At 66.2% G+C, this 19,634-nt stretch carries 16 protein-coding genes and 2 tRNA genes; 3 read left to right on the top strand and 15 right to left on the bottom strand.

Annotated features, from left to right (window positions below; all coding sequences use genetic code 11):
- Positions 1-178: 178 nt before the first annotated feature.
- The 7 genes from HH308_RS15480 to mhpA form a co-directional block, all read right to left on the bottom strand.
- Positions 179-1,366 carry a VWA domain-containing protein gene (locus tag HH308_RS15480; RefSeq protein ID WP_170195119.1) on the bottom strand — a complete coding sequence of 396 codons (1,188 nt, stop codon included), beginning with the start codon at positions 1,364-1,366 and terminating at the stop codon, positions 179-181.
- Positions 1,356-3,611 (bottom strand): DUF5682 family protein, encoded by a 2,256-nt coding sequence (locus tag HH308_RS15475; RefSeq protein ID WP_312870616.1) that lies wholly within the window; start codon positions 3,609-3,611, stop codon positions 1,356-1,358. Before HH308_RS15475 ends, HH308_RS15480 begins: the two co-directional genes overlap by 11 nt.
- A gap of 7 nt (positions 3,612-3,618) precedes the next feature.
- A complete protein-coding gene (locus HH308_RS15470; protein ID WP_170195117.1) occupies positions 3,619-4,704 on the bottom strand; it encodes an ATP-binding protein in 1,086 nt (361 codons plus the stop codon).
- Complete coding sequence (locus HH308_RS15465) at positions 4,701-6,233, bottom strand: DUF5691 domain-containing protein (RefSeq protein ID WP_170195116.1); 1,533 nt, start codon at positions 6,231-6,233, stop codon at positions 4,701-4,703. Before HH308_RS15465 ends, HH308_RS15470 begins: the two co-directional genes overlap by 4 nt.
- Positions 6,230-7,522: an SWIM zinc finger family protein gene (locus HH308_RS15460; RefSeq protein WP_170195115.1), complete on the bottom strand. Its 1,293-nt coding sequence runs from the start codon at positions 7,520-7,522 to the stop codon at positions 6,230-6,232. The genes HH308_RS15465 and HH308_RS15460 overlap by 4 nt, the downstream gene beginning before the upstream one ends.
- Before the next feature lie 95 nt (positions 7,523-7,617).
- The gene (locus tag HH308_RS15455) at positions 7,618-8,307 is read right to left on the bottom strand and encodes a DAPG hydrolase family protein (RefSeq protein WP_170195114.1); all 690 of its coding nucleotides are present in this window, start codon (positions 8,305-8,307) and stop codon (positions 7,618-7,620) included.
- 25 nt (positions 8,308-8,332) lie between these two features.
- Positions 8,333-9,901, bottom strand: a complete 1,569-nt coding sequence (gene mhpA, locus HH308_RS15450) for a bifunctional 3-(3-hydroxy-phenyl)propionate/3-hydroxycinnamic acid hydroxylase MhpA (protein ID WP_246284636.1) — start codon at positions 9,899-9,901, stop codon at positions 8,333-8,335.
- A gap of 319 nt (positions 9,902-10,220) precedes the next feature.
- On the opposite strand from mhpA, the gene HH308_RS15445 reads away from it, so the two are divergent.
- Positions 10,221-11,513 carry an MFS transporter gene (locus tag HH308_RS15445; RefSeq protein ID WP_170195112.1) on the top strand — a complete coding sequence of 431 codons (1,293 nt, stop codon included), beginning with the start codon at positions 10,221-10,223 and terminating at the stop codon, positions 11,511-11,513.
- A gap of 608 nt (positions 11,514-12,121) precedes the next feature.
- Here HH308_RS15445 and HH308_RS15440 read toward each other — a convergent pair.
- The 4 genes from HH308_RS15440 to HH308_RS15425 are packed head-to-tail and all read right to left on the bottom strand — an operon-like array spanning position 12,122 to position 15,264.
- Positions 12,122-12,859: an IclR family transcriptional regulator gene (locus tag HH308_RS15440; protein ID WP_170195111.1), complete on the bottom strand. Its 738-nt coding sequence runs from the start codon at positions 12,857-12,859 to the stop codon at positions 12,122-12,124.
- Between the two features lie 4 nt (positions 12,860-12,863).
- A complete protein-coding gene (locus HH308_RS15435) occupies positions 12,864-13,271 on the bottom strand; it encodes a hypothetical protein (protein ID WP_312870612.1) in 408 nt (135 codons plus the stop codon).
- Positions 13,268-14,512 (bottom strand): DUF3500 domain-containing protein, encoded by a 1,245-nt coding sequence (locus HH308_RS15430; RefSeq protein ID WP_170195109.1) that lies wholly within the window; start codon positions 14,510-14,512, stop codon positions 13,268-13,270. The genes HH308_RS15435 and HH308_RS15430 overlap by 4 nt, the downstream gene beginning before the upstream one ends.
- A gap of 11 nt (positions 14,513-14,523) precedes the next feature.
- A complete protein-coding gene (locus HH308_RS15425; RefSeq protein WP_170195108.1) occupies positions 14,524-15,264 on the bottom strand; it encodes a FadR/GntR family transcriptional regulator in 741 nt (246 codons plus the stop codon).
- A gap of 77 nt (positions 15,265-15,341) precedes the next feature.
- On the opposite strand from HH308_RS15425, the gene HH308_RS15420 reads away from it, so the two are divergent.
- A complete protein-coding gene (locus HH308_RS15420; RefSeq protein WP_170195107.1) occupies positions 15,342-16,196 on the top strand; it encodes a fumarylacetoacetate hydrolase family protein in 855 nt (284 codons plus the stop codon).
- A gap of 84 nt (positions 16,197-16,280) precedes the next feature.
- Here the strand turns inward: HH308_RS15420 and HH308_RS15415 are convergent, their stop codons facing one another.
- Positions 16,281-16,934 carry an alpha/beta hydrolase-fold protein gene (locus tag HH308_RS15415; RefSeq protein ID WP_246284635.1) on the bottom strand — a complete coding sequence of 218 codons (654 nt, stop codon included), beginning with the start codon at positions 16,932-16,934 and terminating at the stop codon, positions 16,281-16,283.
- A gap of 129 nt (positions 16,935-17,063) precedes the next feature.
- Here HH308_RS15415 and HH308_RS15410 point away from each other — a divergent pair, with 129 nt between their 5' ends.
- Positions 17,064-18,467 carry a carotenoid oxygenase family protein gene (locus tag HH308_RS15410; RefSeq protein ID WP_170195193.1) on the top strand — a complete coding sequence of 468 codons (1,404 nt, stop codon included), beginning with the start codon at positions 17,064-17,066 and terminating at the stop codon, positions 18,465-18,467.
- A 74-nt stretch (positions 18,468-18,541) separates the two neighbouring features.
- Here HH308_RS15410 and HH308_RS15405 read toward each other — a convergent pair.
- From HH308_RS15405 to HH308_RS15395, 3 genes are all read right to left on the bottom strand, one after another.
- Positions 18,542-18,614: transfer RNA gene (locus HH308_RS15405), tRNA-Ala, on the bottom strand.
- A gap of 58 nt (positions 18,615-18,672) precedes the next feature.
- Positions 18,673-18,746 (bottom strand) — tRNA-Ile (locus HH308_RS15400).
- Between the two features lie 81 nt (positions 18,747-18,827).
- Complete coding sequence (locus tag HH308_RS15395; RefSeq protein ID WP_246284634.1) at positions 18,828-19,622, bottom strand: DUF3566 domain-containing protein; 795 nt, start codon at positions 19,620-19,622, stop codon at positions 18,828-18,830.
- Positions 19,623-19,634 lie beyond the last annotated feature (12 nt).

Genomic DNA, 19,634 nt, shown 5'->3' with positions numbered 1-19,634 from the left:
CCATTCGGCGGCCACGACTGACCGGCGGCGGCCATCGTTGTGGCGCCGAGCGACAAACATGTGCCCAAGACTATCTGATCACACGCCGCACCCGGATATCCGCCATCAAAGTCCGGGTTGATTTGGGGGAAGTTCTCAGGGTTGTCATCGCACAGCATTTATGCAGGCTAACTACCGTCTAACTCTCGTCGGCCATTCCGCGCTTCGCCAACTCATTCCGATCGGCCCAGCCGACGATGTCACCGCGCTCGATGGCCACCGCCAGCAACTCTGGAAACGCATCGGGGGTGCACGCGAATGCCGGAATTCCCATGCCCGACAACGCGGTTGCGATCTCGCGATCGAACGCCGGGGCACCTTCGTCGGACAGCGCCAGCAAAACCAGCACCTGTATTCCGGCGGCCGCCATCGCAACGACACGCTTGAGCATTTCCTCGCGAACTCCGCCTTCGTAAAGATCGGATATCAGAACGAAAATCGAGTCGTTCGGACGAGTTATCAATCCCTGGCAATAGGCAATGGCCCGATTGATATCGGTGCCGCCGCCGAGGGTGGTTCCGAACAGCACGTCCACCGGATCGTCGAGTTGGTCGGAGAGGTCCACCACGTCGGTATCGAAGACCACCAGCGACGTCCGAATCGAGCGCATCGACGCGAGCACCGCACCGAAGATCGACGAGTACACGATCGACTCGGCCATCGATCCTGATTGATCGATCGCGAGCACCACGTGCTTGCCCACCGCGGACTTTCGCCGGCCGTATCCGACGAGCCGTTGCGGGACGATCGTCTTCTGTTCCGGCAGGTAGTTCGCAAGATTGTGGCCGATGGTCGCGTTCCAGTCGATGTCGCCCGGCCGCGGGCGGTGTACCCGGGTAGCTCTGTTCAAGGCTCCGGTCACCGCGGCGCGGGTGCGCTGCGCGATTCGCTTTTCCACCTCGTCGACGACTCGCCGCACCAGAATCCGGGCCGACGACTTCGACGTCTCCGGAATCGCCTTCCCGAGCGCGATCAGCGTCGTGACCATGTCGATGTTCGGTTCTACCGAGTCGATGAGCTCCGGTTCGGCGAGCAGACTGTGCAGGTTGAGGCGCTCGACGGCGTCGTGCTGCATCACCTGCACGACGGTCGACGGGAAGTACTTGCGGATGTCGCCGAGCCATCGGGCGACCGACGGTGCCGACGATCCGAGTCCGCCCCGACGATCTCGATTCTCGGCGTTGTACAACTTGCTCAGCGCACCGTCCATGCCGAGATCGGCGCCGCTCAGGCCCGCGCCACCGACCGACACCGCACCGAGCCGGTCGTCGGCCGCGTCACCCAGGACCAGCCGCCAACGTCGATTGCGTTCGATGTCATCCGACATGGGGCAACTCCAGGATCCGGGCCATCGTGGCCAACGCCGGGGCGACCAGCTCGGCGTCGAACATCGATGTTCGCTGCGGTGCGCGGCCTTCGGCACCGGAGCGCAGTCGATCGGCGATGTTGCGCCGCACCCCGGCGTCGAACAAGCCGAATGTTCTGCGCAGCAACGGCAGAACGTCGGTGAAGTCTTGTTCCCGCAATCCGCTCAGCCACTCGTCGACGACGCCCAGCAGCGCCCGGTCGTGGACGAGGAGAATCCCGCTGTCGCCGAGAAAGCCCTCGACCCAGCGGGCCTTCTCCATGGGTGTCGCCCCTGCGGACAGTGCCCGCGTCAGACGCAGCGCCGCGTCGTCGCTGGTGATCACGCCGGCATCGAGCAGCAGTCGCACGATCCGGCCGAGGAGGATGCCGTTCACGTCGCTGCGCCGCGACACCGACGACAGCGCCGCGTACCAGCGATCGCGATCTTCGGCGTCGAGCAACCCGACCGTGTCCTGCACGCCGTCGACGAGGAGTTTCAGCTCACTCGCCGCGGTCTCGTCGAGACTCGTTACCGCAGAAGGCAATCCGACGCAGACACGTACCAGCAGGCCACTCGCGACGGTGGCCAGGGCGGCGGTGTCGGTGCCACGGACATCGCCGTAGCGCCGGGCCCGACCGAGCGCGGGCAAGGCTTCCATGAGATGTGCGACGTCACGGTCGAGCGCTGCTCGGTCGTGCAGGGCGGAGATGATGTCGTTCACCGCTCCCGACGCGGCCGCCAGCAGCGCCCTCTCCAGAGCGGTGGTGATGTCGGCCAGCGTCGACGCCGTGGCCGCCGCGTCGACGAGCTTGGCCACGGTGGCCTGTTCTACGGTGGTGCCCCACACCGATGCGAGGACGACGTCGACGGCGAAGTCGGGCTGCCAGGAAATCACCCAGCCTTCTTTGAACGTTCCGGTCCCGCGGACCGCTTGCGTTGTGCCCCAGTCGATTCCCAGTACGCGGAGCCGATGCAGGAGGTGCGACTTGCCGATGTCGGCGGGGCGGCGCAGGTCGAGTACCAATTCCTTCGACGCCGGGTCGAACTTCAGTCGCACACTGCGCGCGGTGGCGGTGAGGTCCGCTTGCAGCGGCACGATCGGCGCGTCGTCGGGGACGCTGCCGAGCTTCTCCCCCACCACCGCGTCGCGTTCGACGAGTGCGAGCAGCTCCGGGCGGCCGTCGCACAGCACCGCGAGCGTTGCCTCACGGATCTCCTCGAGTCCGGCCAACGGACGGCGGCGCAGCACCGCGAGTGTCGACGCGAGGCGTGCCGTTTCGATGATGTGCGCCGACGATACCGAGATATCGTTGGCGCGCAATAGATTTGCTACATCGGTGAGCCACCGGATCACGACGTCGTCGGTGGTGACGAAGAGATGGTGATACCAGCCCGGGGAGACGACGCCCGCACCATAACCGGATGACACGGCCAGACGCGAATGCGTCCAGGGGACCCATGCGACGCTGGTCTTGACCTTCGGCGTTCCGGTCAGCAGCCGCGCATCGGCGGCCGCCGGCCCCAGTCTGCCGACGAGTGCCGGCGCGTGCCAGGCTCCGCACACGACCGCAATACGTTGTACGCCTTCCCGTTTCATCGCCTTACGCAGACACTGGCGCATATAGGCTTCTCGCCGCTCGTCTCGGGCGGCGTCACCGATGGTGTCGCCGACCCGCTCGCGCAGCATCGTCATGGCCTCCGTGATCGCATCGAATCCCCCACCGCCGGAACGTGTTTCGACGACGTCGTCCCACCAGCGTTCGGGATCGTCGTAGTCGGCGGCGCGGGCCAGCAAGGCGATGGGGTCGCGGCGGAGATAGTCGCCCGGGCCGCTGGGATCGGTGTCAGGTGCGTCATCGTCGGCGCCGACGGTTTCCTCGGCCGGTTCCGGTGCGAGGCTCATCGTGGTCGGGAGATCGCAGAATTCCACGTGCACACCATGTTTCACCGCCCACGTCATGGCCTGCCATTCCGGGGAGAAGACTCCGAACGGCCAGAACGCCGCGCGGCGGGGATCGGCCGCGACGTAGCCGAGCAGTGCGACCGGCGGCGCCATCCCGTCGGCGACGCTCATCGGAATGTGCGCCGACGCGTCGGCCGGCCCCTCGATGAGCACGGCGTCGGGGGCGAGTCGGTCGAGTTCGGCACGAACGGCGCGCGCCGACCCGGGACCGTGGTGGCGGATCCCGAGGATGTGCGTCGTCACGACGTCGGAGCCGGACACCACGAGCTCAGCTCAGCGCGCCGCGGGCGGCTCGATAGAAGTCGGCCCAGTCGTCGCGGTCGCGGACCACCGACTCCAGATACTCGGTCCAGATGACCGCGTCCGACGACGGGTCCTTGATCACCGCACCATGGATACCCGCGGCGACGTCGGCGGGCCGCAGCACGCCGTCACCGAAATGCGCGGACATCGCAATCCCCTGCGTCACAACGGAAATCGCCTCAGCGGTCGACAGTGTGCCACTGGGCTGTTTCACCTTGGTGCGGCCGTCCTCGGTGAGACCGGAGCGCAGCTCGCGGAACACGGTGACCACCCGCCGGATCTCGTCGGCGGGCGACGGCAGTTCGGGAAGTTCGAGTGCCGCGCCGAGGTCGGCGACCCGCTGGGTCACGATCGCCACCTCTTCGTCGGCCGACGCCGGGAGCGGAAGCACCACCGTGTTGAAACGCCTGCGCAACGCCGACGAGAGATCGTTGACGCCGCGGTCCCGGTCGTTGGCGGTCGCGATGAGATTGAATCCGCGGGTCGCCTGGATTTCGGTGCCCAATTCGGGAATCGGCAGGGTCTTCTCGGACAGCACGGTGATGAGGGCGTCCTGGACGTCGGACGGAATGCGGGTCAGCTCCTCGAGCCGGGCGATCTTGCCCTCACGCATCGCGGTCATGATCGGCGAGGAGACCAGCGCGGCCTCGCTGGGCCCTTCGGCGATGAGGCGGGCATAGTTCCAGCCGTACCGGATCGCCTCCTCGGGCGTACCGGCCGTACCTTGCACGAGCAGCGTCGACCGTCCCGAGATGGCGGCCGAAAGATGTTCGGACACCCAGGTTTTCGCGGTTCCGGGCACACCGAGGAGGAGCAGTGCACGGTCGGTGGCCAGCGTTGCGACCGCCACCTCGATGATCCGGCGCGGACCGATGTACTTCGGCGTGATGACGGTGGCGTCGTCGAGGGTGGTGCCGATCAGGTAGTCGACCACCGCGGTCGGCGAGAGGTTCCAATTCGCCGGCCGGGCGGCGGTGTCCGCGCGGGCCAGGGCCGCGAGTTCGGCCGCGAAAGTCTGCTCGGCGTGCGGGCGAAGGAGATTGTCGGTCACGAGAGCTCCCTTGTGAGTGCTATTCGGAGTTGGAGGGCTTCGACGGTGGTGGCGATGGGTGCTTGCAGTTGCGCGTGGGCCTGCTCGCGGATCCGGTTGAGTTCGACGATCCACCGACCGGGAGAGTCGGCGGTGGCGTCGTCGACCGGGAGCGCGGTCCGCATGAAGCCGAGCAGGGTGCGTGATCGCGCGGCGCTGCCTCCCGCCCGGAGCAGGCCGCACGCCCGCAGCGACAGTTCGGTGGGCCACGGTCGGGGCACCGCCGCGAGCATGGACAGGTTCCCGGCGGCGTCGATGCGGTCGAGCTCGTCAGCTGCGGCCGCAAGCAGCTGCTCATCGGAGATCAGCTCGCGGATCAGCCCGGTGTGCTCCGTCGACGAGAGCGACGGCGCGATGGCGCGGGCCCACTCCCGGTTGCGCTGGACGGCAACGGCTGCGACCATCGCGTCCCGATAGACAGCGGGATCGTCGGGGACGGCCGCGAAGATCTCCGCGGGAGTACCGCCGAAGCGAGACTCCCAGTGCGACAACGGAACTGCTCCGATGAGCTGGTTCAGCGCATCGTCGAAGCGAATGGCACCGCGGGCCCGCCCGGCGACTATCCCGTCGCGCGCCAGAGATTCGGGAATACGTGCGGTCCGGTCGATTTCGAACTCGAGCGGACCGTGGCGAGCCACGGTGACGATGCCGAACAGCACGGCGTCGAGCCGAGCCACCAACGCCGAGTCGGGCCGCCCGGTCAGCAGTCGTGCCGCGTGGCGTCGTACGGCACCCCGGCGGTCGTCGAGCGCGCCTTCGAGAAACGGCTCGTCGTCGGGTGCCTCGCCGATCGCGAGTGCGAGGATCAGTCGTTCCCGGTCCTCACCCGACTCCCCTCTCCACCCGGCCGACAGCAGTTCGACGCCGCGCCGCGGGTCGGCTCGTCGCAGGGCTTCGAGGTATCTCACCCGATCGTCGAGCGTTCCGAGTCTCCACGTCGCGTCGTCGGAAAGAATTGCGGCATCACGGTTTTCGAGTGATTCGGCGCTCGGCAGCATCGCCTGGAGCTCGGGAACTCGCCCACTGAGCCACCGGCCTCGCGGCCCGACGATGTCGGCGAGCTGCGTCGAGTCACCTCGAAGGGTCGCAGATCTCGTCTGCCGCAACAGAACCGGCAGCAGCGTCGGCGTGGGTGCGCGGCCGGAGCGCAGCAGCAGCTCCCGTGCGCATTCGTTCATCTCGCCGCCCATGTCCATCATGCGAATCGCGATCTCGGCAGCGGTCGGAGTCATCGGCGGTCGGTCGTCTGGCGGCGCGCTCTCGATTGGTTCGGCCTCGCCGATCACGTCGACGGTGGCCCGTGCCGCCGTCGACGCCAGTGCGGCGGTCTCCAACACCAGCTGAGCAGAATCTGTTGTGCCGCTGAGATATTCGACGATGGCCGGGTCAGCACCGACGGCATTCACCGTGCGTCCGCTGACACCGACGAGCGCCGCCGAGACCACCGAGTCCCACTGGTGTTGTGCGCCTTGCGATTGCGGCGTGGTCATAGTGGCCACACCCGTCCGTCGACCGTCATCGACATTGCCTTGAGTCCGGTGCTGCTGAGCTCGCCGAACACGACCACCGGGGCACCTGCGCTGATCGCGACGGCACTCGCCCAGTCACCTACCCGCAGAGGGAGTGCGTCCCCGGCGTCGTCGATCACGACATGCGCTTGGCCCGCGGTCCCCAGCCGACCGTCGACGGCGACCGGCACGAGGGCGAGCCACGGATCGGCTGCCACGCCCTGCGCGAGGACGTTGCGGGCCGCGCGCGCGGATAGTCCGAGCGGCGCGGCGGGTACGGCGTCGACCGCGGTCAGCTCGCCGGCCGGTACTGCTCGTTGTGCGACGGCCCCGGGGTAGTAGTGCAGCGTCGCGGTCACGGCCACCCCCACCGGCGGCCTGCCCGGCAAGGACGCACCGGGTGGGGCGAAGTCGAGGAGCAGGGCGTATCGCTGCGAATGCCGACCGTACAGCCACGTACGCCGGGTGAGCAGTCGATCTTCCTCGGTATCCAGCGTTCCCAGTACCACCCAGGTGTCTTCGACGCCGGGGGTCGCGAGCACGACGTCCTTCGGGACGGAATAGCCCACATGCCTGCGGACGGAGTCAGCCAGTGCGGGCTCGAGCTCGTCGAGGCGTTGATGCGCGCGAGCGAGCGCCCAGACCGACCCGAGTTCGGTGAGCAGGTCGGCGGGCCAGTGGGCTCCGGTGATCACCTCGGGGAGGCGTCGTATGCGGCGGGCCAACCCCGACGCCTGGGCGTCGACGAGTCGCGCGGCCATCGGATCGAAGCGCGCGTACGGGTTGACGTCGGCGCCGGCCAGGCCCGACGCGATCTGATCGTCGGCCCACATCAGCAACTCGGCGACGCCGGTGTCGACACGGGCGCGGCGGGCCGCGGCGGTCTTCGCGGCCTGCTCCGGGTCGCGGGGCTTCTTCGCGGTATCGGTGGTGGCCGTCGCTTTCGCCGCGCGGGCGTCGAGCCACGTCGCCGCGAACGGTGCCGGCCGTTCGGCGTCGGGCACCGTTCCAGCACTCCACCGCAGCAACAGGCCGAGCGCGTGTTTGCAGGGGAACTTGCGCGATGGGCAGGAGCATTTGTACGCGGGACCGGTGACGTCGACGATCGTTTGATAGGGGTTCTTGCCGCTGCCCTTGCACAGTCCCCACACCGCCGACTCGGTGGCTCCCTCGTCCGACCACCCCGCGGAGGCGATCTTGCGTCCCGCCGTGACGGAGGCAGCGTCGGGCGCCAGGGTCAGCACCTGATCGTTTCCCCACCGGACGTTCACGCTGTCTAATCAACCACATGGGTCCGACAAGGGCACATCGCCTCATCACCCCGACTATCTGCCGATTTCTGCCAGACGTGCGAGCGACGTGGTGGTCACCACGGGGCGACGGGCGCAATGTCGTCGCGGTTTTCGGCGACGTACAGACCGGGGAGTATCCGGGACAGAAACGTGAACTCGTTGTAGGCGTGCTGCAGCAATCCGACGGCCAACGCAGTCGGTACCTGCTGCTCCACCTCGGCGGGCGTCAGCCCTGCGGCCGGCAGGTCGGTGCCCACAAAGAAGTGGCTCCGCAGGGCGAGACCCCACGGGGTGTCACGCCCGATGTGCATGAGCCGCCCGCCGAGCACCTGCCCGTCGTCGGTGCGCGGTGGAGTGTGACTGGTTGCGATTCGGCCGGTGACGGCGCAACTGACGTCGGCGTTCTCCCGGGCTTTGCGGTACAGGTGCGGTGTGAGGAATTCTTCGGGATCGCGGAACTGGACGATCAGGTCGGCGGTGTCGATCTCGGTGAGTCTCTCCACGACGATGTGTTCGCTGCCGATGTGAGTGTCGGGTGCGAGATTGCCCGTCCAGTTGCTGGAGATGTGGTCGATGGGATGCCACCAGATGTATTTCTGTGTGTCGCACCGCCAGCGGAACCACCATTCGAGCATCGCGCCGACGCACCCGTGCATGTCGGTGCGGACCGCGACGTGCAACGACCCGTCCGCGAGACGTTCGTACCCGGTTTCCAGGGGCAACGGGGTGGGATCGAGCAATTGATCTACGTCGGTGAAGATCATGATTCTCTCCTTGTCTGCCGGGTGGCTAACCGGCGTGGGCCGCGCTGGCGGATCGGCTGCCGACCCGGGACAAGAACCCGTCGATCAGGTCCGCGGTCCCGGCGGCCGCACTGGACCCGTAGAGATGAAAGTCGGGGCGGATGACGATGGTATCCGCACCCAGCTCGTCGAGCCATCGATGATAAGTGCCGTCGACGTCGTCGACGATCGAGTCGACGCCGCTGGGACCGGACAGCGCGACCAGTGTGATTCCGAGGTCCGACAGTGCTTCTCGCGCGTCGACGGAGACGGTCGCGAGGGTGGTGGAGGTGCGCGTGATGACGGCGCCCGGTCCGCCGAAGGCGTCGTCGAAGAGCACGACGTCGTGGCCGCCGTCGACGCGTACCCGTCCTTGGCGGGCGAGCGCACCACCGGCGGAGCCGACGTGCACACCGGCACCGAGACCCGGGCGCGGCGGCGCGGGCGGCTTCATCCCGGCCGCCCACTGGGCGATCATCCGAGTGTCGCGTTCGGCGGCTTCCGCGGGATCGGTGATGCAGATGACCTGACCCAGCGAAGTCGAGAACTTCACGAAAGCCACCGCGTGATGGACGCGTTCGGCACCGTAGGTGTCGATCAGAGTGTCATCGGCCTGCCCACGCAGAACGGCGTCGAGCTTCCAGGACAGATTCATCACGTCGCGAACCCCGGCCCCGAGACCCTGGCCGGCGAAAGGTGGCATCAGATGTGCGGCGTCTCCGGCGATCACGACCCGCCGGCGCCGCCACTCGGTGGCCCAGCACGACTGGAACGTGTACACCGAATGCCGTTCGAGTTGCGCATTCGCAGCCGAGAGGCCATAGGGCGCAAGCAGTTCCCACGCCTTGTCGGCCCGGTTGAGCTCCTCCTTGGACTCGTGTGGCAGGCGCATGAATTCCCAGCGTCGACGACCGGGGCCGCCGGGCACCATCGTCGAGGGACGTCGCGTATCGCAGTTCTGGACGGCGATGTGCGGAAACTCCATTCCGGCGCGGGGTTTGACGTCGACGACGAGCCAGTCGAAAAAGTAGCCGTCGTCGTGCCAGTCGATCCCGGCCAGGCTGCGGATCTTGCTGTTGGCGCCGTCGGCGCCGACGACCCAGTCGGCGGTGACCGACACCTGTTCCCCGGTCGCGGTGCGCACACCCACCGTCGCGTCCTGGGTTCGTTGAGTCAGCGAGATCGCCTCCCACCCACGCATCACCCGGACGTTGTCGAGGTCGGCGACGATCGCGTCGAGGGCATCCTCGAGGGCAGGCTGGTTGAAGAAATAGGTGTTGTACCAGCCGGATTCGCCGCGTCCGCTCCAGTCGACCTCCACCAACGTCTGGCCGTCGCCGTTGCGCCAGGAGTACATGTCGTCGTAGGGCTCGGTGATGTGCCCGATGGTGTCGGGGGCCAGCCCGACCGACTGCAGGATGCGGGCGAAGTCCGAACAGTGCGTGACCGCCCGTGGGAGGGGGTAGGCGGCCGCGTTGCGGTCGATCACGATCACCGTGTGCCCTTGCCGGCCGAGTTTGATGGCGAGCAGCTTGCCCACCGGTCCGAAGCCGACGATCAGTACCTCGGTGGTCATTCGACGTGAGGGTGCGTGGCTGGTGTTCATAGCGGGTCCGTTCTAGCTGAGGTCGTCTCGATCAACGTCGTGCAAGCGCTTGGAAACGACCATGCGTCCTCGTGTGGCCCGAGTCACTGTCGGCGTCCCGATTTCCGGGACAGAAACTCTCGACGTTGGGGCCCTTGGCAATTCGGCCCGCCCGGAACGTGGTGTCGGTCACAGAGGTGTCCCGGTTTCCGGGACGATGGGGTTATCCGCACCACATCGGGCACTTCAAGATGACGCTTGCCACTTCACATCGAGCCGGCACCCCGCCCGATATACCTGGAGACATCCCATGCAATTGACCACTTCGCCACAGGCCGCCGAGACTCGGTCGCATCCCGGGGTCATCGCCCTGTGCATGTTCATCACCGTCATCGAGGGGTTCAACCTCATCGTGTACGGATCGGTGGTTCCGCTGCTGCTGGATGACGCCAGGCTGGGCCTGACCGATCAGCAGACCGGACTGATCGGCGGGCTGGTCTACATCGGGGCGATCCTCGGGTCGGTGAGCGTGCCGTGGCTGGCCGACCGGATGGGCCGCAAGCGAGTTTTGCTCTGCGCAATCGGGTTGTTCGCGCTCGGCGGGATCTTGACCGGATCCGCGATCAGCGTGCCGATGCTGGCGCTGGCGCGTTTCATCACCGGATTCGGCGTCGGTGGATCACTGACCACGGCGATGACCGCCGCACGCAACAGCTCGGCGTCGAAGCACGCGTCACTGGTCGTCACGATCACGATGGCAGGCATTCCGCTCGGCGGTGTGGTGGCAGCTCTGCTGGCCATTCCGGTGCTGCCCGCGTTCGGCTGGCGGCCGATGTTCTTCGTCGGTGCGGCGACCGCGGTGATCATCATGATCGCGGTCGCCCGGATGACCCTGCCCACCGATACCCCGCAGGAGCTCGCCGGCCGTCTGTGGTCGGCACGTCAGAAACTCAGCGTCATGTTCTCCGGCCGCGGCATGATCGCGACACTCGTCATCGCCGGATGTGCGATTGCGAACATGGTCGCCTGGCAGGGCCTCAATGTGTGGGGTACCAAGGCCATGGTCGATCTCGGCTACTCCCTCAACACGGCATTGATAGTCACTTTCACCCTCACCGGCGCAGCCGTCCTGGGATCGTTCGTCACCGCCTGGGCGGCTGACCGGCGTGGTTCGGCGCTGATCGCGATCGTGACCAGCTCCTGCACACTGGTGGGCCTGATCGGCATGGTGGTGGTCCCGCTGTCGATCGAGACCACCGTCGTCTGCGTGGCGCTGATGGGCATCGGCGGGCACTCGACGATGAACCTGGTGCACACCACCACCGCCGACATCTTTCCGCTGCCGGTGCGTGCTACCGCGCTGGGCTGGTCCAACGGGACGTCGTTCATCGGCGCGTTCCTCGGCCCTGTGCTGGGTGGCAGCGCGATCGCCGCGGGTGGAGCGAGCGGCCTGTTCTCGACGTTCGCGGCTGCTGCAGCCATTTGCCTGATCGCGGTGATCAGCCTGTACTTCGCCGACCGCGCGGCCCATACCCGCAACACAACGCTCTCCGACCAGCTGTCGGTGATGCCCGCACCGTCGGCCGACGCGGTGCTCGCGTAACCGATCGAACAGAACCGGCGGTTCGGTGCATGATGCACCGAACCGCCGATTTTTTGTTTCTGGATTCACCGACCGTATGCCCCTTCCGCTGGTTGAGCCGGGCCGCAGTCTGCTGGTTGAGCCGGGCCGGAGCGTTAGCGCAGGCCCGTGTCGAAACCACGGTGACACAACGGATTTCGGTGAGGCTAGCGGCGCGTCGCGCCTAATGTTATTGATATCCTGCGCTCACCCTGCTTCGCCGCGTCCTGCTGGTTGAGCGAGGCGAAGCCGAGTCGAAACCACGGTGACGCTGCGGGTTGCGTCACTTGCCCGGCCGATGGGGTTTCGACTCGCTCCGCTCGCTCAAACGGCAGAGGAACGCAATGCGCAGAGGGGGTTACGTCCGCGGGAACCGATTGCCGCCGCGGGAGCTCGACAACCGCTGCGTCAACGCAGGACCGCAGCCGCACACACACACACCCTTGCGACCGTCCCGGCGCGAGACATACACATGCCACACGGGCCGGAAAAACAGGAAAACTGCTGGTGAGCAAGGGCAAAATGCCCTCGGCGACCGACTATTCGGACGATTTTCTCCCCGCCGAACCAGCGAACGGATCCACGTTGTATCAGCGGCGCAGCGATACCGCGGACGGGACGATTGCGGGGTTGATTCGTTGCAGGCCTTCGATCGCTTGCGCACGTTTATCCGCAAAGCGACCGGTGGGCATCACCACGCACACAACCTGCAGGGCACCGGTGGGACCGACGAAGCCGGTGGCGACCGCACAGATTCCGAGGTCGTGCTCTTCGACGTCGATGGCGATGTGCGACCGGCGGATCTCGTCGAGCCGGTGCCGGACCTGTGTCAGGTCGGTGACGGTGTTCGCGGTGAACCGGGTCAGCGGAGTCTGCAGGAGTTCGGCTACCTGCTCGTCGGGCAGATGCGCCAGCAACGCCATGCCGATGGAGCTGGCGTGCAACGAGAACGACTTTCCCACCTTGGTGACCCCGCGGAGCCGGTCCGGCGAAGCGAGTTGGTCGACGACGACGACCTCTCGGCCGCTGAAAACGGCCAGTTCGACGTTTTCGTTCACCGCGCGTGCCAGAACGGCCATCTGGTTGCGGTTGCTGCCGAGTAGCCGCAGGTGCGCATTCATACCGAACTTGAGCAAGCCGGGTCCGAGTGTGTAGCCGCGCCGTTCCGGAACCCGCACGACGAACAACTCCTGCTCGAGCGCTTGGACGATGCGGTGCACCGTCGATCTCGGCAGTCCGGTGCGGGTGGCCAGCTCGGTCAAGGTGAGCGGTTCTCGTCCCTCGGCGATCGCGTCGAGGATCAGCGTTGCTCGACCGATGTCGGCCATCGCGTCACCCTCTCGTCCACGTCCGGTCCACGATCAGCTCGGTGATCGACCAGGTCTCGCTGTCGACCGTCAGTGTGTAGCGGCCGAGCGTGTGCAGGACCGGGTCGGGGGCGATGATCCAGCGTGTGTAGTGGGCGTCGGCACGCCAAAGGTCACCCCGGTCCCGATGCACCTGAAGGTTGGTGACGTCGTGTCGATGTGCCGTCGGCGCGGCCCACAGGCCGGTGAAGAACGACGGTGCGGCGTCGGCTGAGTGGTAGCCGGCGTGTGGAAACCGCACCCGGGCAGCGCCCAGCAGATCCACTGCGGCGGCTACGTCCTTGCGGTCGGCGATGTCGATGTAGGTGTAGAGCAGGTTGGCGATGTGATGTCGTGCGACGGCGCCTGCCAAGCTGTCCGCATCGGTGCTCACGAGTGCGCCTGCTGCCATTGTCGCAGGTAAGACCGCCCGTAGTCGTTGCCGTGGGGCGTACGCAGAACGGTATGGATGTGGAACGGTTTGGGTGTGTCGTAGTCCAGGAAGACGCCGCAGTGATGATCGAGTTCGGCGATGATGACCGGCGATTGGATGCGGTAGTAGAACACATCGCCCGGTGCGTGCCCCCCTATCCAGGAGAACCATGTCTCGGTGAGATTTTCGCGGACCTCGCGCATCCGCGCCGCGCGTGGACCCTCGGGCAGCAACCCGACGAATTCTTCGACGATTGCCAGCACCAGCTGTTGGGCGTCATCTGACAGGTCGCTGACCCGGACCCCTTCGAAGGGTATCTGCCGATTGTCTTGGAACGCACCGGCCAGGTGTCGCTCATCGCCCGGGTGGACCCGTCCCGGCGGCATCGCGGGGTCGACCATCTGCTCGTACGTCGTTGCCGCAGTCCGTTGTTCGGCGGTCAGCGCACCCATGAGTCGAATACCGAGATCGATACGGGGCGTGAATGATTCGACGCCGGCGTGGTCGCCCTCGTCTATTTCGTTCGGTTCCGCGCCGAGGAATGCCGGGCTGATCACCATGCGGCCCTCGATCACCAGGCAGTTGACCGCCATGTGATGTCCGAAGATCTGCCAGCCCCATGGAGCGGTCAGATCCGGGGTGCCATAGATGGCGATGTTGTAGCTGAACTCATTGAGAATGCTCTGCAGTCCGACGACCTCCCCCAGGAACCCGTTGATCAGCATCATGTTGTGGGCCAGGTCGTAGCCTTCCGGGCTCAACGACGCCGCCATCAGCGCCAATGCTTTGCGCTGGACGTCGGCGGATTGAAACTCCAGGCGCAGTCCGGTGTCGAACTGCATGAACTCGGGGTTGGCCCAGGTCTGCCATTCGGGCGCGTCGACGGCAAAGGAGACAGCGGCACGTGCATCGGGGTCGAGCGCGGCGAGCAGATCCTCGGCGGCCGACACCATCGCGGCGACCGGCGCTTCTTCGCCCGGCCGGGCCGGTTCGAACGGGTGGACACCGTCACGTAGCGTTCCGTCTTCGGTGACGCCCCGGAACTCGTTGAGGTACAGCGGGGTCCAGCCCACCACCAGGTCGCCGGTGAACGTTCCCTCTTCGCGAGCGGCCGTCCGGTAGGTGTAGGCGTCCATTCCTCGCACGTCGGCGAGCCGGGGATGATCGTCGGCGAACAGATATCGCCGAAATTCTGCGGTCATGAGTGTTCCTTTCACACGGTGGTGTTGTTATGGCGGGCGACGGCCTCGCGCACGGCCTGCTCGTCACCACGAGTTATGGCGTCGACGAGATCGACGTGAATCTGTGTTCTCCGACGGCGGTATTCGTCGGCGTCGCTGTCATCGATTCGCGCAGAGGTGCTCCCCAGGTGCCCGAGCGTTCCGACGTAGACGGCGCGAGCCATTTCGTTGGGGCAGATCGCCGCGATCCGCTCGTGCAGCGCCCAATTGGCGTGCAGGAAGTCATCCCAGGTCGACGCCGCGCGCATGGTTTCCAGTAGCCCGGTGAGTTCCGCGGCATCGCTGTCGGTGCAGTGTCGTGCGGCGCTGACGTCGATCAACGCCTCGAGGTGATCACGCAGTTCAATCGCGTCGGCAACCGTTTCCGGCGCTTCCGACACGTTGAGCAGCGTGTGTCGCATCCGGACCACCGGGCCCGACTCGGCGACGAACAATCCGCCGTTTCGACCGGGGCGGATCTCGAGAATTCCGCGATCGCGTAGGAGCCGCACCGCTTCACTGACGGTGGAGTACGCGAAGCCGGTCTCGGCCCGCAACGAGTCCAGCGTGCCGACCAGCTCTCCGACCGCCAGACGCTCGGAACGGATGCGGTCATCGAGCGCCGCAGCCAACTCCTCGGCGCGGGTGCGTTGAGCGAAGGCCCCCGCACGGGCGACGAACACCTTGGATTGCGGGGCGCGTGACCCTTGCTTACGTGGTGTCTCTTCAGGCATAGTCTCCATAGAACCATAAACCTGCGAAGGTTTAGAAGGGTTTGTAAGTTTTATTTTGATCAATCTCAGGAGCACACATGCGACTCGTAGGAATCACCCGCACCGGTTCAGACCTCGTCGAGGTCGCGGACCTCGCCGACGACGGGCAGACCCTCTCCGTCCTCGCGGAACTGTCGGACTTCTGGTCGGCCGCCGGCGAACACATCGCGCGCGGCGGGGGTGAAGTCCTCCGGCGCGACGACGTGACGCTGGTCCCGCCCGTGCTCCCGGACGCCCGAGTCATCTGCATCGGACTGAACTACCTCAAACACGTGGCCGAGGGCAGCTATCGGTCCGAACCCCTGCCCGAATACCCAACCCTCTTCGCCCGCTGGTCGACGTCGCTGACCGTCGACGGCGATGACGTTCCCGTGCCTGCCGACGAGGACGGCCTCGACTGGGAAGGTGAAGTGATGGCCTGGGTGGGTGCCGAACTCATCGACGCGACTCCCGACGAGGCGCTCGCCTCCGTCGTCGGGTATTCCACCTTCAACGACCTCACCGCCCGACGCGCACAGAAGCTCACCTCGCAGTGGATTCTGGGTAAGAACGCCGACCGATCCGGCCCAGTCGGTCCGCTCGTGCCCGCCGCCGAGGTGGGTGACCTGCGCGATGGACTGCACATCAGCACACGCGTCAACGGCGAGACCGTGCAGGACGCTCACACCGACGAGATGGTCTACACCGTCGGCGACACACTCGCGCATATCTCGCGCACGTTCACCGTTCGGCCCGGCGACCTACTGGCGACCGGCACACCGTCGGGCGTGGGCTACGCCCGAACCCCCGCCTGGCTCCTGCAGCCCGGCGACGTCGTCGAGGTCGAAGTCGACCGTCTCGGGATCCTCACGAACACCATCGTCGACGGTGAGGCGCGCAGGTCGCGAGACTGATCCGCATCTCCGACCCGGATACGACCGTGGTTGCTTCCTCGGGCGGCCACGGCATCCGGTTTCACGACCAGTCGCGTGGCGGCGCTACGTCCCGAAGGCCCACTTGGCCATCAACGGGAACTCTTCGCGCCAGAACGGGCCGCCGTGCGTCCCGCGTCGTTCGGTTGCGACGACCTCCGTGCCGGCCGCTCGCAACGCGTGGACCCAGCGGGCGGCGTTGTCGCGGAAGAACGGCTCTTGGTCGCCTGCCACGAAGTAGGCGTGTGGAATCGGAGGGGACAACTCGGCGGGCGGGCGATAGCCGGCTCCCGGAGAGGCACACAGGATCGCCCCGTACAACTCGGGATGCCGCAGGCCCAGGGCGACCGCCAGTTCGCCACTCGCCGAGACCCCCATTACAGCGGTGCGCTTCACCGGCATCGACACTCCGAACGCCGCGGCAATCCAAATTGGAACCTGGTCGGTGAAGAACCGTTCGTGCGCCGTGAATCGCTCTGGATCGAAGCCGAGCGAGTATTCGCGCAGACGCTCCGTCTCGTCCGCCGGTCGGTGCACGCCGACGACCATCGTCGCCGGAGCACCGGCGCGCTCCACCTCCGCGCCCCACGACGCGATCAACTGGCCGTCCCCAGCGAACACGATTGCCTCCACCGCGCGCCGCGGAACGTAGACGCTGACACAGCGGCCACCGTCGTAGTCGAAGGACTCGGTGATGACTTCACCCGTCTTGCTGGACAATTGCAGCACCCGTTTCTCAGACGACCGGCGTGGATCAGAGAATCACCGACACACAACGAAAACTTGTAGCATTAGGGACGTCGCGTTGTGACGGTAAACACCGGAACCTTCGAGTCGGGAGTCTTCAAGATGCCCACAACTGCTGATCCGTTCGCCCGCCCCACACCCGTCGACGTCGCCCACCACAGTCATTTGACCGGGGTCTTCGCGCCACAGCGTACGGAGATCTCGGTCGACGACCTGGCGGTCACCGGGCAGATACCCGCCGATTTGCACGGCGCCTATCTGCGTAACGGACCCAACCCCCGATTCGACCCGTTGGGGCGCTACGTGTACCCGCTCGACGGCGACGGCATGGTCCATCGGCTGACCTTTCGGGAGGGGCGGGCAGACTACGTCAATCGTTTCGTTCGAACACCGATGGTCGTCGAAGAGGAAAAGGTCGGCCATGCCATCTGGCCGGGCGTGACCGATTTGTGGACACCGGACGCCGACGAGGTGGGGCCCGCACTCGCGGGCACCACACGTGACCTTCCCGACATCAATATCGTGCGCCACGGCGGGCGGCTACTCGCGATGGCGGAATCGGCTCCGCCGTATGGGCTGAATCCCGCCGACCTCGCGACGCTGGGACGGGAGACCTGCGACGGCGCGATGGCAGTAGGCAGCACCGCGCATCCCAAACTCGATCCGACGACGGGCGAGCTGGTGTTGTTCAACTATCTCCTCGAGGCGCCGTATCTGACGTGGGCGGTAGTCGCGCCGGACGGCACGTGCAGCCGTCCTCCGACGCCAGTGGCCGGCGCTACGCAGTCGCTGATGATCCACGACATGGCGCTCACGCCCACTTACGTCGTCTTGTTCTTGTGCCCCCTGGTCTTCGACATCGCCGCTGCGATGACCGGTGGTTCGGTGCTCGACTGGCGCCCCGACGCCGGGACTCGCATCGCATTGATACCTCGCGACGGGTCGCCGATCACCTGGCTCGACACCGACGCGTTCTGGGTGTGGCATTTCGCGAACGCCTTCGACGGCACCGACGGCACCGTCGTCGTCGACTACGTCGAGTGGACCTACCCCGGCGGCTTCGCCGATGTTGGGCAACCGGCGACGTCGAGACTCGTTCGGGCGACCATAGACCCCGCGACACGCGACATCACCCGCGACGCCCGAGCGTCACACGACATCGAGTTTCCCCGCATCGACGACCGGCTGAGCACCAGCGAACATCGGTGGATCTCGACCGTCGGAAAGGTCGACGACGGTCCAGGCCCGATGAATGCGTTGCGGTTCTTCGACATGAATACTGGGGCCGATCAGCTGGTCGCTGAGCCTGGTCTGGTCTACGGCGAACCGATCTTCCTGCCGGGAACCAAGAACGAGTACTGGGGGGCTTTCACCAACGATCCGCGAGACGGAACGTCGGGGTTCGTCATACTCGCGGCCGACGATCTGGATCATGGACCGATAGCGGAGATCGCGATGCCACAGCGGGTTCCTGCCGGGCTGCACGGGGCGTGGCTGGCTGACTAGCGTCGCAAGGCGATCGGCGCCGCGGACGACGAAAGCGACCGTCGATCGACGGTCGCTTTCAGGTGTCTTTGCTGTGGAGCCTAGGAGATTCGAACTCCTGACATCTGCCTTGCAAAGGCAGCGCTCTACCAACTGAGCTAAGGCCCCGTTCCGGTCTCCCGGACTTCATCGGGTTGCGTCGGCCGAATCTCTTCGACGTTCGCGGTGGGCCTAGGAGGACTTGAACCTCCGACCTCTTCGTTATCAGCGAAGCGCTCTAACCGCCTGAGCTATAGGCCCTTGAACCGAGAAGTGAGATTACCGCAGGATGCCACCAATAATCAAAACGGTGGCATCCGCGCAGGTCACACCCGGTTTGAATCAATCGAGGTCGGCGAGAGTGACCTCCGCGCCACCGATCAGATCGGCGCACAAGTTATAGATGAACGCTCCGATGGTGGCCAACGCTGTGAGCAAAATCGCATTGATCGCCCCAAGCCCGACGGCCCAGCCGAAGATGGTGCCCGCTCCGAAGATGTCACCACCGCCCGACGATCCGTCAGCCGTCGTCAACGTGCCGAACGAGCTGTTGACCTGATCCCAGACACCCATGCCGTCGAGGATCAGATACAGCACCGCCACCGAGATCAGCCACACGAAGAATCCGACGATCGACAGCACCGCGGAGATCTTGAACATCGCCCACGGATCGATCCGACGGATCTGCACCGACGCCCGCAGCGCGCGCCCCGGACCCACCTGCGCGGGAATCGAACGCGTCGACGTCGGCACCGCTTTGGCCGCCTTGGCGCTTTCCGCATGGTGGATCGCATCGAGATCCGGCAGATTCTGCGTCGCCACATTGGACCGGTCGATGTGGCGCGTCGGCGACTCGACGAATGTGTCCGGCTTACGCTCCCCCGACGCCGGCGGGGTCGTCGGCGTCGGCGCATCGGCATCGTCGGACGCGCTCGCCTCGCCCCTGGGCGTCCCGCTCACGACGCCGCGCGGTGGCGGGCCGCCGCGCTCGCCCGACTCGGTCTCCGACGACTCGGTTGCCGTGGCCGCCTGGCCGCGCTGCCACGGCGGCACTACCGTGGCCCGGGCCGCCTGGCCGCCGGACGACGATCCCGCACCGTCGACCTTGTGTTCATCTGGCTCATTCGCTGTGCTCAATGACATTTCCTT

The organism is Gordonia asplenii (assembly GCF_012933505.1).
Taxonomy (GTDB): domain Bacteria; phylum Actinomycetota; class Actinomycetes; order Mycobacteriales; family Mycobacteriaceae; genus Gordonia; species Gordonia asplenii.
This window is presented reverse-complemented; position numbering and strand designations above follow the sequence as displayed.

Bases quoted from the DNA above. Each gene is read 5' to 3' on its own strand.
- HH308_RS15430 (WP_170195109.1), bottom strand. From the start codon at position 14,512: ATGACCGCAGAATTTCGGCGATATCTGTTCGCCGACGATCATCCCCGG.
- HH308_RS15445 (WP_170195112.1), top strand. From the start codon at position 10,221: ATGCAATTGACCACTTCGCCACAGGCCGCCGAGACTCGGTCGCATCCC.
- HH308_RS15455 (WP_170195114.1), bottom strand. From the start codon at position 8,307: ATGATCTTCACCGACGTAGATCAATTGCTCGATCCCACCCCGTTGCCC.
- HH308_RS15480 (WP_170195119.1), bottom strand. From the start codon at position 1,366: ATGTCGGATGACATCGAACGCAATCGACGTTGGCGGCTGGTCCTGGGT.
- HH308_RS15440 (WP_170195111.1), bottom strand. From the start codon at position 12,859: ATGGCCGACATCGGTCGAGCAACGCTGATCCTCGACGCGATCGCCGAG.
- HH308_RS15425 (WP_170195108.1), bottom strand. From the start codon at position 15,264: ATGCCTGAAGAGACACCACGTAAGCAAGGGTCACGCGCCCCGCAATCC.
- HH308_RS15465 (WP_170195116.1), bottom strand. From the start codon at position 6,233: ATGACCACGCCGCAATCGCAAGGCGCACAACACCAGTGGGACTCGGTG.
- mhpA (WP_246284636.1), bottom strand. From the start codon at position 9,901: ATGACCACCGAGGTACTGATCGTCGGCTTCGGACCGGTGGGCAAGCTG.
- HH308_RS15420 (WP_170195107.1), top strand. From the start codon at position 15,342: ATGCGACTCGTAGGAATCACCCGCACCGGTTCAGACCTCGTCGAGGTC.
- HH308_RS15410 (WP_170195193.1), top strand. From the start codon at position 17,064: ATGCCCACAACTGCTGATCCGTTCGCCCGCCCCACACCCGTCGACGTC.